Annotated in this window: 12 protein-coding genes; 6 read left to right on the top strand and 6 right to left on the bottom strand. The window is 73.1% G+C overall.

Annotation, left to right across the window (positions count from 1 at the left end; translation table 11 throughout):
• Window positions 1–116 precede the first annotated feature (116 nt).
• Both AB0M11_RS11125 and AB0M11_RS11120 read right to left on the bottom strand, forming a co-directional pair.
• Window positions 117–2,309, bottom strand: a complete 2,193-nt coding sequence (locus tag AB0M11_RS11125; RefSeq protein ID WP_365703773.1) for a helix-hairpin-helix domain-containing protein — start codon at window positions 2,307–2,309, stop codon at window positions 117–119.
• Window positions 2,310–2,437: 128 nt separating this feature from the next.
• Window positions 2,438–3,421 carry an aldo/keto reductase gene (locus AB0M11_RS11120; RefSeq protein WP_365703763.1) on the bottom strand — a complete coding sequence of 328 codons (984 nt, stop codon included), beginning with the start codon at window positions 3,419–3,421 and terminating at the stop codon, window positions 2,438–2,440.
• A 232-nt stretch (window positions 3,422–3,653) separates the two neighbouring features.
• Here AB0M11_RS11120 and AB0M11_RS11115 point away from each other — a divergent pair, with 232 nt between their 5' ends.
• Both AB0M11_RS11115 and AB0M11_RS11110 read left to right on the top strand, forming a co-directional pair.
• A complete protein-coding gene (locus AB0M11_RS11115) occupies window positions 3,654–4,709 on the top strand; it encodes an LLM class F420-dependent oxidoreductase (RefSeq protein ID WP_365703761.1) in 1,056 nt (351 codons plus the stop codon).
• Window positions 4,710–4,938: 229 nt separating this feature from the next.
• Window positions 4,939–5,727 carry a ferritin-like domain-containing protein gene (locus AB0M11_RS11110; RefSeq protein WP_365703759.1) on the top strand — a complete coding sequence of 263 codons (789 nt, stop codon included), beginning with the start codon at window positions 4,939–4,941 and terminating at the stop codon, window positions 5,725–5,727.
• A gap of 22 nt (window positions 5,728–5,749) precedes the next feature.
• On the opposite strand, the gene corA is transcribed toward AB0M11_RS11110, so the two are convergent.
• A complete protein-coding gene (gene corA / locus AB0M11_RS11105) occupies window positions 5,750–6,754 on the bottom strand; it encodes a magnesium/cobalt transporter CorA (protein WP_365703757.1) in 1,005 nt (334 codons plus the stop codon).
• Window positions 6,755–6,816: 62 nt separating this feature from the next.
• Between corA and AB0M11_RS11100 the strand changes: the two genes are divergently transcribed.
• From AB0M11_RS11100 to mshC, 4 genes are all read left to right on the top strand, one after another.
• Window positions 6,817–7,503, top strand: a complete 687-nt coding sequence (locus tag AB0M11_RS11100; RefSeq protein WP_365703755.1) for a histidine phosphatase family protein — start codon at window positions 6,817–6,819, stop codon at window positions 7,501–7,503.
• Window positions 7,504–7,605: 102 nt separating this feature from the next.
• Window positions 7,606–8,196, top strand: coding sequence for a DUF3090 domain-containing protein (locus tag AB0M11_RS11095; protein ID WP_365703753.1), 591 nt, complete (start codon window positions 7,606–7,608; stop codon window positions 8,194–8,196).
• Window positions 8,160–8,975, top strand: a complete 816-nt coding sequence (locus AB0M11_RS11090; RefSeq protein WP_365703751.1) for an SCO1664 family protein — start codon at window positions 8,160–8,162, stop codon at window positions 8,973–8,975. Before AB0M11_RS11095 ends, AB0M11_RS11090 begins: the two co-directional genes overlap by 37 nt.
• Window positions 8,976–9,067: 92 nt before the next feature.
• Window positions 9,068–10,297 (top strand): cysteine--1-D-myo-inosityl 2-amino-2-deoxy-alpha-D-glucopyranoside ligase, encoded by a 1,230-nt coding sequence (gene mshC, locus AB0M11_RS11085; protein ID WP_365703749.1) that lies wholly within the window; start codon window positions 9,068–9,070, stop codon window positions 10,295–10,297.
• A 178-nt stretch (window positions 10,298–10,475) separates the two neighbouring features.
• On the opposite strand, the gene AB0M11_RS11080 is transcribed toward mshC, so the two are convergent.
• The 3 genes from AB0M11_RS11080 to AB0M11_RS11070 all read right to left on the bottom strand — a co-directional run bounded on the left by AB0M11_RS11080 (window position 10,476) and on the right by AB0M11_RS11070 (window position 14,156).
• Window positions 10,476–11,525: a PAC2 family protein gene (locus tag AB0M11_RS11080; RefSeq protein WP_365703747.1), complete on the bottom strand. Its 1,050-nt coding sequence runs from the start codon at window positions 11,523–11,525 to the stop codon at window positions 10,476–10,478.
• 151 nt (window positions 11,526–11,676) lie between these two features.
• Entirely contained in the window at window positions 11,677–12,348 is a 672-nt protein-coding gene (locus AB0M11_RS11075) for a FadR/GntR family transcriptional regulator (protein WP_365703745.1), read from the bottom strand.
• A 191-nt stretch (window positions 12,349–12,539) separates the two neighbouring features.
• A complete protein-coding gene (locus AB0M11_RS11070) occupies window positions 12,540–14,156 on the bottom strand; it encodes a glycerol-3-phosphate dehydrogenase/oxidase (protein WP_365703743.1) in 1,617 nt (538 codons plus the stop codon).
• Window positions 14,157–14,167: the final 11 nt, after the last annotated feature.

Here is a 14,167-nt window from a genome sequence, read left to right as displayed (position 1 = left end):
CCCTGGAAGGCGCCGTGATCATGTGCCGCGCCGAACGGACCACCGCGCCGCTGGACGCCGCCGCCACCGAACTGCGCGAACTCGCCGGCCGAACCCCGGGCCGCCGGCCGGACCCTTCAGTTCGCCGCGGGGACCTGCGTCCTCAGCAGCAGCGGCAGACGGGTCGTGCGCGGCTTCGGCAGAGCCTCCGCGACCGCCTTCGGCAGGGCCTGCTCCACACCGTGGACCACGGACAGGTGGCGCCCCGCCCGGCTGAACGCCGTGTACACCCAGGGGCGGCTCAGGGACTGGACCGCGTCTCCGGGCAGCACCACGACCGCCGCCGGCCAGCGGCTGCCCGCCGCCTGGTGCGCGGTCAGGGCCCACCCGTGCCGCACGGACTGCTCCACCCGCTCCTTCGGTACGACCACGGGCGCGCCCGCACACGACAGGTGCAGCCCCTCGGCGTCGGCCTTCACCACCTGGCCCAGGGCCGTACGGCCCGGCGCGGGGGAGTAGGCGACGCGGTCGCCCGGGTCGAAGCCGCCGAAGCGGCCGGGGCCGGGATTGAGCCGTTCCTTGAGGGCGGCGTTGAGGGCGCGGGTGCCCGCCGCCCCGCCATGGCCCGGAGTGATCACCACGGTCTGCTCGGCGGGGACACCGATCGCGCGCGGCACGGAGTCGGCGACCAGCTGCACCGTCCGGTGCACGGCCTCGCCCGCGTCCCGCACCGGCACGATCACGACCTCCTTGCCCGGTGCGTCGACCTGGGTGAGCTCGCCGACACCGATCCCGGAGACCAGCTCACCGAGCGGGCCGGGGTCGGGGGTGCGGGAGGTGATCTGCGGGCAGACCCGGGCCGCCAGCAGGTCGGCGAAGACCCGGCCGGGCCCCGCGGACCACAGCACCGCCGGGTCCCCGCTCAGCACCAGCCGGGCGCCGTCGGGCAGCGCCTCCACCAGCATCGCGGCGCCCTCCACGTCCAGCTGGGGCGCGTCCAGCACGATCAGCAGGTCGAGGGCCAGGGCGCCGTCCGCGTCCCGGCCGGGGCCCGCGGCGCCGGACAGCAGGTCGGCGACGGTGCCGACGGCCCCTTCGCCGCCGGTGAGGCGCCGGCTGCCGTCGGGGGTGTGGGTGGTGGCGAAGGCACGCAGTCCGGCGGCGCGGGCGGCGGTCAGCAGGGCCGCGGGTTCGGCGCGGGCCGCCTCGCCGCCCGTGTGCAGCACCAGGCCGTGCCCGGCGAGGGCCCGCGCCAGCTCGGCCGCGCCGCCGGCGGCCGCCGTGGCGATCGCCGCCCAGGGCTCCGGGTCGTCCTTGGCGAGGGAGTTGACGAGCCGGGCCAGCCCGTCGGCGAGGCTCTCCTCGGCCAGCGCGTACCGCTCCAGGGCCACCCGGACCGGGCGCTCCTCCTCGTCGTCCTCGGGCTCCGGGGCGCCCGGATCCAGGGCGTCCTGGAAGACCAGCGCCTCGCCCTCCGCGAGTGCGCTCTGCACGGCGGCCTCCGGGTCGGGCACCGCCCGCTGGGCCAGTGCCGCGGTGAGCGCCGGCATCTCCAGCGCGGTGTGCCCGGCCAGCGCGGCCTGTTCGAGGAGCCAGCCGGTCACAGCCCGGCCGCGCCGCTCGTCGTCCGGACCGCACTCGGCGCCGAGCAGCGCCCGTGCGAACCCGTCGGCCTGGTCGGGGCGTACGCCGGTGACCCGGAGCAGCTGCCAGGGGTCCTCCCGCAGCACCGTGTCCGCGCCCTCGCCGAGGGCGGCGGCGACCTGGGGGGCGAGCGACTCGGGCGCGCCGCCGTCGGCCAGCACCCGTCGTAGCCGGGCGACCGTCTCCGCGGTGGGCACGGCGGCGCCCGGCGCGAGCCGGGGCCCGCGGACGGGTTCCGCGGCGGGTTCGGGAGCGGGGGCCGGCCGGCGCGGGGCCGGCTCCGGGGCGGTGAACACGGTGGCCAACGGCTTCTCGCCGCTCTCCACGGCCCGGATCGCCGCGAGCAGGTCGGCCGCCTTCCCGCTGAGTTTCGTCCCGCTCTCGATCGGCCCGGCCTTCTCGGCCTTCCGCCGCGCGATCCGCTCCCGCTCCACTCGCTGCGCGGCCAACTCGGCCTCGGCCTCGGACACCTGGGCCGCGCCTGCGCCCTGCTCCCCGCCGCCCGCCGCGTCCGCTTCTCCCCGGCTGCCTCCGGCACCGCCCGCGCCCTCGTCGACACCGCCCGACCGCGCGCCACCGGCCGCGGTGTCACCGCCCGGGGCCGCCCCGGCGAGCGGCCCCCCGCCGCCCTCCCCGCCACCGTCCGCGCCGTCGCCGGTCCCGCCGCTGGTGTCGTCCGTGGTCACCCCGGCGGTGGCTGTCCCGCCGGACGTGGCCGGGCCGTCGGTGAGGTCCTCGGCCTCCGTGGTCCCCCCGGCCGTCGTGCCCTCGTCGGCCTCGGCCTCGGGCGTGGCGCCCAGCCCCGGCTCCGTGCTCACAGCGTGCTCCAGTCGTGATCGGGATAGCGGTGCACGGGCGCCGACACGTCGTCGAGCGCCCGGCAGATCTCGTCAGGAAGACTAAGCGCCTCCACTGACAACGCCCCCGCGAGCTGCTGCGCGTTGCGCGCGCCGACGATCGGCGCGGCCACGCCCGGCCGGTCCCGCACCCACGCGAGCGCCACCTGGAGCGGGGTGACCGCGAGCCCGTCCGCCGCCGTCTGCACCGCGTCCACGATCCGGGTGGCGGTGTCGTCTAGGTAGGGCTCCACGAACAGCGCCAGATGTTCGGAGGCACCGCGCGAGTCCGGGGGAGTGGAATGGCGGTACTTCGCGGTCAGCACGCCCCGGCCCAGCGGGGAGGACGGCAGCAGGCCGATGCCCAGGTCGAGGGCGGCGGGCAGCACCTCGCGCTCGATGCCGCGCTGGAGCAGGGAGTACTCCAGCTGCGTGCTGGCCAGCCGGGTGCGCGTGCCCGGCGCCGCGAGCTGCCAGGTCGCCGCCTTCGCCAGCTGCCAGCCGCAGAAGTTGGACACCCCGGCGTACCGGGCGCGACCGCTGCTCACCGCCAGGTCGAGGGCCTGGAGGGTCTCCTCCAGCGGGGTGTCCGGGTCGTAGGCGTGCACGTGCCAGACGTCGACGTAGTCGGTGCCGAGGCGGGCCAGCGAGGCGTCCAGCGCGGCGAGCAGATGGCCGCGCGAGCCGTTGAAACGCCGGTCGGGGTCGGCGACGCTGCCCGCCTTCGTCGAGATGACCAGGTCCCGGCGCGGCACCAGTCCTTCCATCAGCTGCCCCAGCAGATACTCGGCCTCTCCGTCGCCGTACACGTCCGCGGTGTCGACGAGGGTCCCGCCGGCCTCCCAGAACGCCTTCAGCATGTCCGCGGCGTCATGCTCGTCGACCTCCCGGCCCCAGGTGAGGGTGCCGAGCCCGATCCGGGACACGCGCAGGCCGGTACGGCCGAGATGCCTCTGCTCCATGTCAGCCGACATTACTGGCCAGAGCTGCTGCGTTGGGTTGCCTGTGGATAACCGATTTCCCCAGGGCGCGGGGCTTTTGAGGGACGGGACTCGCCCTGCCAAAGGGGCGCGGGGAACTGCGCGACCGGCCCCCACGACCCGCAGCCGGACCACGACCGATCTCCCACGCCGGAAATCCCCACGCTAAGGTCTCTCGCAACAGCGACGTTACTGATCGGTAAGGGGAACGGCCATGCAGCTCGGGATCAACCTCGGCTACTGGGGCGCCGGGATGGACGGGGACAATCTGGCCGTGGCGCAGGAGGCCGAGCGGCTCGGGTACGCCGTCTGCTGGGCCGCCGAGGCCTACGGCTCCGACGCGGCCACCGTGCTCAGCTGGGTCGCCGCCCAGACCGAGCGCATCGACGTCGGCTCGGCCATCTTCCAGATCCCGGCCCGGCAGCCGGCCATGACCGCGATGACCGCGGCGACCCTCGACTCCCTCTCCGGCGGCCGCTTCCGGCTCGGCCTCGGCGTCTCGGGACCGCAGGTCTCCGAAGGCTGGTACGGCGTCAAGTTCGACAGGCCGCTCTCCCGCACCCGCGAGTACGTGGAGATCGTTCGCCGGGCGATGAGCCGGGAACGGCTGTCGTACGAGGGTGAGCACTGGACGCTGCCGCTGCCGGGCGGTCCCGGCAAGCCGATCAAGCTGACCGTGCACCCGGAGCGCGAGCACATCCCGGTCTACATCGCCGCCATCGGCCCGAAGAACCTGGAGCAGACCGGCGAGATCGCCGACGGCGCGCTGCTCATCTTCCCCTCGGCCGAGCACCTGGAGGAGACGGCGGTGAAGTACCTGCGCGCGGGGCGCGAGAAGGCGGGCCGGACGCTGGACGGGTTCGACATCTGCCCGACGCTGCCGCTCGCCGTCGGCGACGACAAGGACGTGGCCACCCTCGCCGACACCTTCCGGCCCTACACCGCGCTGTACGTCGGTGGCATGGGCAGCCGCAAGCAGAACTTCTACAACCAGCTCGCCCGGCGCATGGGCTACGAGCGGGAGGCCGCCGAGATCCAGGACAAGTACCTGTCCGGGGACAAGAACGGGGCCGCCGCGGCCGTGCCCCAGGAGCTGATCGACCAGACCACGCTGCTCGGCTCCGTGGACCGGATCGCCGACCGGATGAAGGCCTACGCGGCCGCCGGGGTCACCACGCTGTCCCTCGCCCCCGCCGGCTTCGCCCTGGACGAGCGGCTCGCCTCGCTGCGGGCCGGCGCCGAGGCCCTGGAGCGTGCCGGGCTCGCCTGAGCGCCTGGGGCGGCGGGGAGTTCAGCGGCCGTGGTGGGGGCTCGGGGGTCTTCCCCGCCACGGCCGTCACGCAGAACAACGCGCCGGGCCTCCGGCGGTTACGCCCCCGGCGCGACCCCGGCGCTCCTCCTTTCGGCCGAGTGCTCACGCACCCCTGTTGCGGTGACACCGATGCGGCATTTGACTCGTTCTTTGCGGGTTCGGTGAGTCCTCCAGAGAGGTGCCCACGATGCTGTCGGCCAGGAGTCTGTTCCAGGAGATCCTCGACAACGACGAGTCGTTCCGGCTCTTCTGCTCCATCGCGGCCGGCGGCGAGGCCCAGGGCGGCTGGGAGAACGGGCGGATCGCCGCACTGGTGCCGGCGAGCGAACGCGACCTCGCCCCCAAGATCACCCGCCATGGCGCCGACGAGGACAAGCACGGCCGCATCTTCCACGCCCTGCTCAGGAGGCGCGGGCTGACGCCCGTCGAGGTGCCCGCCGACACCGACTACACGATGATCCTGGAACGGCACGGCATCGGGCTCGCCCACGCCCGGCTCCGCGCCGACCGGCCGCTCACCGTGCCGGAGATCGTCACCTACCTCGCCCACAGCCGGGTCACCGAACAGCGCGCCTCCGAGCAGATGGCCCTGCTGCACCGGTACTTCGCCGGCCATCCGGAGGTGGGCCGCGCGGTGCGCGTGATCTCCGGCGACGAGGACAACCACCTCGCCTACTGCCACGAGGAACTGCTGCGCCTGGCCGCCGCAGGGCACGGCCGCGCCATCCAGCGCACCCTCCGCGCGTGCGCGCTCGCCGAGATCCGCGTCCACCGGGACGTCAGCCTCGCCGTCATGGCCCGCATGGGCCGCATCCTCGGCTGGCCCAGGGCCAGGTCCGCGCTGCTCGCGGTCGGCATCCACGCCGTCTACGCCTACGAACGCGCCGTCGGCTGGCGCCGCATGGTCTGCCTGCGGATGCCGGAGCACCGCAACGCCCTGGGCGGCCCCGCCACCCCCGCACCGGAGTTCGCCTGAACCCCACGGCCGCGGACGCCCCTCACATCCACCCGCGGCGCTTGAACAGCCGGTACAGCACCGTCTCCAGGAACGCCATGATCACGATCACCGCCGGGTACGACCAGACCCAGTGCAGCTCCGGCATGTGGTCGAAGTTCATGCCGTAGATCCCCGCGATCATCGTGGGCACCGCGGCCATGGCCGCCCACGCGGAGATCTTCCGCATGTCGTCGTTCTGCCGCACGCTCATCTGCGCCAGATGGGCGTTGAGGACGTCCGACACCAGCCGGTCCAGGCCCTCCACGCTCTCGTTCACCCGCATCAGGTGGTCGTTGACGTCCCGGAAGAACGGGCGCGCCGACTCCTGCACGAAGGGCACCGTCACACCGCCGCCGTACGCACCCACCCCCGCCAGCTTGGTCATCGGCACGGCCAGCGGCACCGTCGCCCGCCGGAACTCCAGGATCTGCCGCTTGAAGGTGTAGATGCGCGACGCGGTGTGCCGGGAGCCGCCGGCGCTCGGCGAGAACACCTCGGTCTCCAGCTCCTCCAGGTCGTTCTGCAACTCGGTCGCGACCTCCAGGTAGTGGTCCACGATCGCGTCGGAGATCGAGTACAGCACCCCCGTCGGCCCGTGCTTCAGCATCTCGTGCTGCTCCTCCAGGTGCCGCCGGACGTCGCCGAGCGGCGACGGTGTCCCGTGGCGCACGGTGACCACGAAGGAGTCCCCGATGAAGATCATCAGCTCGCCGGAGGTCACCGTGTCGCTCTTCGGTTCGTAGGTGACCGGCTTCAGGACGACGAACAGCGAGTCGTCGTACACCTCGAGCTTGGGCCGCTGGTGGGCGGTCAGCGCGTCCTCGACCGCCAACGGATGCAGCCCGAACTCGTCGGTGACCAGGTCGAACTCGCGCTCCGTGGGCTCGTACAGGCCGATCCACAGAAAGCTGTCGCCACGGGCGCGTGCCTCGGCCAGGGCGTCGGAGAAGTCCTGCGGCGTCTCGGTCCGCTCACCGTCCCGGTAGATGGCGCAATCGACGATCACGGAGCGTATTCTCCCGTCGCTCGCGGCTCTGCGCACGTCGGCGTGCGCCTACCCTGGGCCGCATGCCCACGCTGATCCTCGTAAGGCACGGACGGTCCACCGCCAACACCTCGGGTGTGCTGGCCGGCTGGACGCCGGGCGTCGCCCTCGACGAGCGCGGAGCCGCCCAGGCGGCCGCGCTCCCCGGCCGGCTCGCCGGGCTGCCGATCTCCGAGATCGTCACCAGCCCGCTGCAACGCTGCCAGGAGACGGTTCGCCCGCTGCTCGACGCCCGCCCCGAACTCGCCGCCCACACCGACGAGCGGATCGGGGAGGCCCACTATGGCGACTGGTCCGGCCGCAAGCTCGCCGAACTCAAGGACGAGCCGCTGATGGAGGTCGTCCAGGCCCACCCCTCGGCGGCCGCCTTCCCCGGCGGCGAGTCCATGCGGGCCATGCAGACCCGCGCCGCCGAGGCGGTACGCGAGTGGAACGCGCGCGTGGAGCGCGACCACGGTGCGGACGCCGTCTATCTCATGTGCTCGCACGGTGACATCATCAAATCCCTCGTAGCTGACGCTCTCGGCCTGCATCTCGACCTCTTCCAGCGGATCTCCGTCGAACCGTGTTCCATCACCGCGATCCGTTACACCCGTCTCAGGCCGTTTCTCGTCCGCCTCGGGGACACCGGCGACTTCGCCTCCCTCGCCCCCCGCGAGGAACCTCCGGGCGAAGACGCCCCGGTCGGTGGCGGCGCCGGCGCGCCGTGATCGTCAGCCGCAGTAGGGTGAAGCGATCCACGTAAGCGGCCCCCTGGCCGCGTCGCCGCCCGCCCGAAGCCCACGCACTCTCGATTCCCATGGAGACAGGACGTGTCCCGTCAGGTGTTCCTCTACGATCCGCCGGACCGCTTCGTCGCGGGCACGGTCGGACTGCCCGGACGCCGTACGTTCTTCCTCCAGGCCACGGCCGGCTCCCGGACGACCAGCGTGGCCCTGGAGAAGACCCAGGTCGCCGCGCTCGCCGAACGCATGGACGAACTCCTCGACGAGGTCGTGCGCCGCAGCGGCGGCAACGCGGCCGTGCCCGCCGTCGCACCCACCGAGATCGCCGACAGCGCCCCGCTGGACACCCCCATCGAGGAGGAGTTCCGCGTCGGGACCATGGCGCTCGCCTGGGACGGCGAGGAAGAACGCATGATCGTCGAGGCGCAGGCCCTCGTGGAGCTGGAGGCCGACTCCGAGGAGGACCTCGCCGAGGCCGAGGAGCGGCTCCTCCAGGACGAGGAGAACGGACCCCCGATGCTGCGGGTCCGGCTGACCGGCGCGCAGGCCAGGGCCTTCGCCAAGCGCGCCCTCGACGTCGTCAACGCCGGGCGGCCGCCGTGCCCGCTGTGCAGCCTCCCGCTCGACCCGGAAGGACACGTATGTCCGCGCCAGAACGGATACCGCCGCGGAGCGTGACCGCCGCCGAGCTGCTCGCCCACGGTGAGCTGAAGGTACGCGGCCGCATCCGCGACGCCTCCAACGCGGCGCTGTTCTGCACGGTCGCGCACGACGGCCAGGAGGCGTCCTGCGTCTACAAGCCGGTCGCCGGGGAGCGCCCGCTGTGGGACTTCCCCGACGGCACCCTCGCCCAGCGCGAGGTGGCCGCCTACGAGGTCGCCGCGGCCACCGGCTGGGACCTGGTCCCGCCCACCGTGCTGCGTGACGGCCCGTACGGCGAGGGCATGGTCCAGCTGTGGATCGACGTCGACCCCGAGGGCGCCGACCTGCTCGCCCTGGTCGACGCGGAGGAACCGGAGCCGGGCTGGAAGGCCGTCGGCTTCGCCGACGTCGGCGAGGGCCGCACCGCGCTGCTGGTGCACGCCGACGACGAACGGCTGCGCCGGCTCGCCGTCCTCGACGCCGTCGTCAACAACGCCGACCGCAAGGGCGGACACCTGCTGCCCACCGCCGACGGCCGGCTGTACGGCATCGACCACGGCGTCACCTTCAACGTCGACAACAAGCTGCGCACCCTGCTGTGGGGCTGGGCGGGGGAGGACCTGACCGGGGAGGCCGTCGAGGTCCTCGGAAAGCTGCGCGAGGCCCTTGACGGGCCGCTGGGGACCCGGCTGGCCGAGCTGATCACCACCGCCGAACTGGACGCCACCCGGGCGCGGGTCGAGACGTTGCTCACCACCGGAAAGCACCCGGAGCCGAGCGGCGAGTGGCCGGCCATCCCCTGGCCCCCCGTATAGCGCTCACCAGCACACTCCGGCCCAGAGATCAAGAGTGCCTTCCCGGTCCTCCGGTTCGTATACCGAACTCGGGTCCGGTTACGCTCATGTACATGCATGCCTGGCCCGCTTCCGAGGTCCCCGCCCTGCCTGGTCAGGGCCGCGACCTGAGGATCCACGACACCGCGACCGGTGGTCTGGTCACCCTGGACCCCGGTCCCGTCGCCCGTATCTACGTCTGCGGCATCACGCCGTACGACGCCACCCACATGGGGCACGCGGCGACCTACAACGCGTTCGACCTCGTTCAGCGCGTGTGGCTCGACACCAAGCGGCAGGTGCACTACGTCCAGAACGTGACGGACGTCGACGACCCGCTCCTGGAGCGCGCGAACCGGGACGGCGTCGACTGGGTCGCCCTCGCCGAGCGCGAGACGACCCTCTTCCGCGAGGACATGACCGCCCTCAGGATGCTGCCGCCGCGGCACTACATAGGCGCGGTCGAGGCCATACCCGGCATCGTGCCGCTGGTCGAGCGGCTGCGCGAGCTCGGCGCCGCGTACGAACTCGACGGCGACATCTACTTCTCCGTCGAGGCCGACCCGAACTTCGGCAGGGTCTCGAACCTCGACGCGGCCGCCATGCGGCTGCTCTCCGCCGAACGCGGCGGCGACCCCGACCGCCCCGGCAAGAAGAACCCCCTCGACCCCATGCTGTGGATGGCCGCCCGCGAGGGCGAGCCGAGCTGGGACGGCGGCTCCCTCGGCCGCGGCCGTCCCGGCTGGCACATCGAGTGCGTGGCGATCGCGCTGGACCACCTCGGCATGACCTTCGACGTCCAGGGCGGCGGCTCCGACCTGGCCTTCCCGCACCACGAGATGGGCGCCTCGCACGCCCAGGTGCTCACCGGCGAGTTCCCGATGGCCAAGGCGTACGTGCACGCCGGCATGGTCGCTCTCGACGGCGAGAAGATGTCCAAGTCCAAGGGCAACCTGGTCTTCGTCTCCCAGCTCCGCCGGGACGGCGTCGATCCCGCCGCCATCCGCCTGGCCCTTCTCTCCCACCACTACCGTGCCGACTGGGAGTGGACCGACCAGGTCCTGGCCGACGCGGTGGCCCGCCTGGACCGCTGGCGCGCGGCGGTCTCCCGCCCGGACGGCCCGCCCGCCGAGGCCCTGGTGGAGGAGGTCCGCGAGGCCCTCTCCCACGACCTGGACGCCCCGGCCGCGCTGGCGGCGGTGGACCGCTGGGCGGTACAGCAGCAGACCGAGGGCGGCACGGACACCGGCGCACCCGGGGTCGTGTCGCGAGCGGTGGACGCGCTGCTGGGCGTGGCCCTTTGAGGAAACGCCGGCCTCGGCGCCCCGACGAGGCGCGGGGTTGTGCCGATGTGCCCCGCAGGGGCGCCGGGAACTGCGCGCTCAGCCGCGTCTCACCGGGCGTGGCACACAGCGCGTCCCCGTCGGCTGAAGAGACCCCTGCGTGACAGGGGCGGTACGCACCGCGCGTACCGCCCCTGCCTCACTCCTCGGAGGTGTCCTCGCCGTCCGGTCCGGAGTCCCTGCCGGGGTCTCCGTCCTCCCCGGGAGACCCGGTGTTCTCCGCGCTCCCCGGCGTGTCGGACTTCGGCGGCCGCGCCGGCCGCCCCCGGCCGGCCGGCCCGCCGGGGTTGTCCCGCAGGTACGACGCACTGTCGCCGCCGTCCGCCGTGGCATGGCCGCCCGGCGGGCTCACGTCCCGGCGCCGCAGGTAGCGCTCGAACTCACGGGCGATCGCCTCGCCCGACGCCTCCGGTAGCTCGGCGGTGTCCCGGGCCTCCTCCAGCGTCTGCACGTACTCGGCGACCTCGCTGTCCTCCGCGGCCAGCTGGTCCACCCCGACCTGCCAGGCGCGCGCGTCCTCGGGCAGCTCACCGAGCGGGATCCGCAGGTCGAGCAGGTCCTCCAGCCGGTTCAGCAGCGCCAGCGTGGCCTTCGGGTTGGGCGGCTGGGAGACGTAGTGCGGGACCGCGGCCCAGAGCGAGACCGCCGGCACGCCCGCGTGCGTGCACGCCTCCTGGAGGACGCCGACGATGCCCGTCGGGCCCTCGTACTTGGTCTCCTCCAGGTCCATTCGCTGCGCCAGGTCCGCGTCCGAGGTGACCCCGCTGACCGGCACCGGACGGGTGTGCGGGGTGTCCCCGAGCAGCGCGCCCAGCACGACCACCAGCTCGACGCCCAGCTCGTGGGCGAAACCCAGCAGTTCGTTGCAGAACGAGCGCCAGCGCATGGACGGCTCGATTCCCCTGACCAGCACCAGGTCGCGGGGCTTGTCGCCGCCGACCCGGACCACCGACAGCCGTGTCGTCGGCCAGGTGATCTTGCGCACGCCGGCGTCCATCCACACCGTGGGGCGGTTCACCTGGAAGTCGTAGTAGTCCTCGGCGTCGAGCGCCGCGAACACCTCGCCCTTCCACTCCCGCTCCAGATGCGCGACCGCGGTGGAGGCGGCGTCACCGGCATCGTTCCAGCCTTCGAACGCGGCCACCATGACTGGGTCGATCAGCTCGGGAACCCCCTCCAGCTCGATCACCCAGTGCCTCCTTCCGACGTGCCCTCGCGTACGTCCCAACCTTACGGCGTGAGGCGGGGGCGCCCGCAGCCCCCTTGCACGGGGGAGTGAACGGATCACTGCCCCGTTCGCCGCCCTCGAACACCCTTGATCAAAAGAAGCCGCAAGCGCTTCACAGACTGCTGCGCAGCCACTGCTCCACGCTCGCGATGTGCACGGTGGCCCAGGACCGGGCCGCTTCCGCGTCCCGGTCGCGCAGCGCGGCCAGGATCGCCCGGTGCTCCCGCAGGGTCCGGGCGACCGCGTCCTCCTGGGTCAGGCCGCGCCAGATCCGGGCCCGGGTGGTCGGCCCCGACAGCCCGTCAAGAAGGGAGCACAGCACCGAGTTTCCCGAGCTCTGCACGATGCCCCGGTGGAACTCCAGGTCGCAGGCGACCAGTTCCTCCACCGAGGGCGCGGCGCCGAGCGCGTCCAACTGGGCGTCCAGCGCGTCCAGTTGCTGTTCACTGATCCGGAAGGCGGCCATCGCGGTCGCGGCCGGCTCCAGGATCCGGCGCACCGCTAGGAACTCCAGCACCGTGTCGTCGCGGTGGAAGTCGACGACGAAACTCATCGCCTCCAGCAGCAACTGCGGGTCCAGGCTGGTGACATACGTGCCGTCGCCCTGCCGGACGTCCAGGATGCGGATCAGCGACAGCGCCCGCACCGCCTCCCGCAGCGAGTTGCGGGACAGCCCCAGTTCGGCGGCGAGCTCGCTCTCCTTGGGCAACCGGTCCCCGGGCCGCAGCGCACCGGAGACGATCATGTCCTTGATCTTCTCGATCGCCTCATCGGTGACTGCCATGCCGGCCTCCCTGTAGCTCAGACATCCGATGTCTCAGCCATTATGCGGCCTGGTCAGACGTCCGAGGCCATGCTTCCGGGCAGTCGGGTACGCGAAGGGGGCGGCTCCCGGGGGAGAGGAGCCGCCCCCTTGACAGACCCGGCCCCGGTACGGCGGGGCCGGGGCCCGAAGCGGCTGCGCGAGCCCTGTGGCTACTTCTTGTCCAGCAGTTCCTGGACGCCGGCCCGGACGTCGTCCGTGGCCAGGCCGCGGATGGTGAGCGTGGTGCGGCGGCGCAGCACGTCGTCCGCGGTCTCGGCCCACTCGTGGTCGCGGGCCCAGACGACCTGCGCCCAGATCTCCGGGGCGTCCGGGTGGACGCGCTCGGCGAGCCGCGGGTCCTCGTTGGCGATCCGGGCGATGTCGAAGGCGAGCGAACCGTAGTGGGTGGCCAGGTGCTTCGCGGTGTCGGCGGCCATCCGCGGACCCGGCGCCGGGTTGTCCACCAGCAGGCGGTGCGCGACCGCGCGGGGGTTGGCGACACCGGGCAGCGGCAGCTTCTTGGGCAGCGAGGCGATCGGCTCGAAGTCGTCGCCCAGCGGGTGGCCCGGCAGCGCCTCCAGCTTCTCCATGACCGTACGGCCGATGTGCCGGAAGGTGGTCCACTTGCCGCCGGCGACCGACAGCATGCCGCCCCGGCCCTCGGTGACCACGGTCTCGCGCTTGGCCTTGGCGGTGTCGCCGGGACCGCCCGGCAGCACCCGCAGGCCGGCGAAGGCGTAGGTGATCAGGTCACGGCTGAGCTGCTGGTCCCGGACGGAGAACGCGGCCTCGTCCAGGATCTGGGCTATGTCCTTCTCGGTGACGGAGACGTCCGCGGGGTCGCCCTCGTACTCCTCGTCGGTGGTGCCGAGCAGCAGCATGTCCTCCCAGGGGAGGGCGAAGGTGATCCGGTACTTGTCGATGGGGGTGGCAAGCGCGGCCTTCCACGGGGAGGTCCGCTTCAGCACCAGGTGCGCCCCCTTGGACAGGCGGATGGACGGGGCCGCGTTCGGGTCCTCCATCCGGCGCAGGTGGTCGACCCAGGGGCCGGTCGCGTTGAGCACCAGGCGGGCGTTCACGCCGAACTCCTCGCCGGAGACGGCGTCCTTCAGGTCGGCGCCGGTCACCCGGCCCCGGGTGAAGCGCAGGCCGGTGACCTGGGCGTGGTTGAGGACGACCGCGCCCGCCTCGACGGCCGCGCGGACCGTCATCAGCGCCATGCGCGCGTCGTTCATCTGGTCGTCGCCGTACACGGCCACGGCCTTGAGGTTCTCGGTGCGCAGCTCCGGCACGTCCCGCTGCGCCCGCGCGGGGGAGAGCAGGTGGCCGACGCCGTCACCGAACGCGGAGAGCGCGGAGTAGGCGAACACGCCCGCCCCGAGCTTCGCCGCGCCGTGCGGCCCGCCCTTGTACACGGGGAGGTAGAAGGTGAGCGGGTTCGCCAGGTGGGGGGCCACCTGGCGGGAGACCGCACGGCGCTCGAAGTGGTTCTCCGCCACCAGCTTCACCGCGCCGGTCTGCAGGTAGCGCAGACCGCCGTGGAGGAGCTTGGAGGAGGCGGAGGAGGTGGCGCCGGCGAAGTCGCCGGCGTCGACCAGTGCCACCCTGAGCCCGGACTGCGCGGCGTGCCAGGCGGTGGAGATGCCCAGGATGCCGCCGCCGATCACGAGAAGGTCGTACGACGCCTTGGAGAGCTGCTCCCTGGTCTCGGCACGGCTCGGAAGCGAGCCGGAGGCCGGGTGCGTCCCCAGGGCAGGTACGGACTGCAGGGTGGACTGACTGGTCATGTCGGGTTCTT

The sequence above is a fragment of the Streptomyces sp. NPDC051987 genome (assembly GCF_040680735.1).
GTDB lineage: Bacteria > Actinomycetota > Actinomycetes > Streptomycetales > Streptomycetaceae > Streptomyces.
Note: the sequence above shows the minus strand (reverse complement) of the source record. Positions and strands in the feature narration are given on the sequence as shown.

Coding starts and splice junctions, on each gene's coding strand:
- AB0M11_RS11120 (WP_365703763.1), bottom strand. CDS start 3,421: ATGGAGCAGAGGCATCTCGGCCGTACCGGCCTGCGCGTGTCCCGGATC.
- AB0M11_RS11115 (WP_365703761.1), top strand. CDS start 3,654: ATGCAGCTCGGGATCAACCTCGGCTACTGGGGCGCCGGGATGGACGGG.
- AB0M11_RS11110 (WP_365703759.1), top strand. CDS start 4,939: ATGCTGTCGGCCAGGAGTCTGTTCCAGGAGATCCTCGACAACGACGAG.
- AB0M11_RS11100 (WP_365703755.1), top strand. CDS start 6,817: ATGCCCACGCTGATCCTCGTAAGGCACGGACGGTCCACCGCCAACACC.
- AB0M11_RS11090 (WP_365703751.1), top strand. CDS start 8,160: ATGTCCGCGCCAGAACGGATACCGCCGCGGAGCGTGACCGCCGCCGAG.
- mshC (WP_365703749.1), top strand. CDS start 9,068: ATGCATGCCTGGCCCGCTTCCGAGGTCCCCGCCCTGCCTGGTCAGGGC.
- AB0M11_RS11075 (WP_365703745.1), bottom strand. CDS start 12,348: ATGGCAGTCACCGATGAGGCGATCGAGAAGATCAAGGACATGATCGTC.
- AB0M11_RS11070 (WP_365703743.1), bottom strand. CDS start 14,156: ATGACCAGTCAGTCCACCCTGCAGTCCGTACCTGCCCTGGGGACGCAC.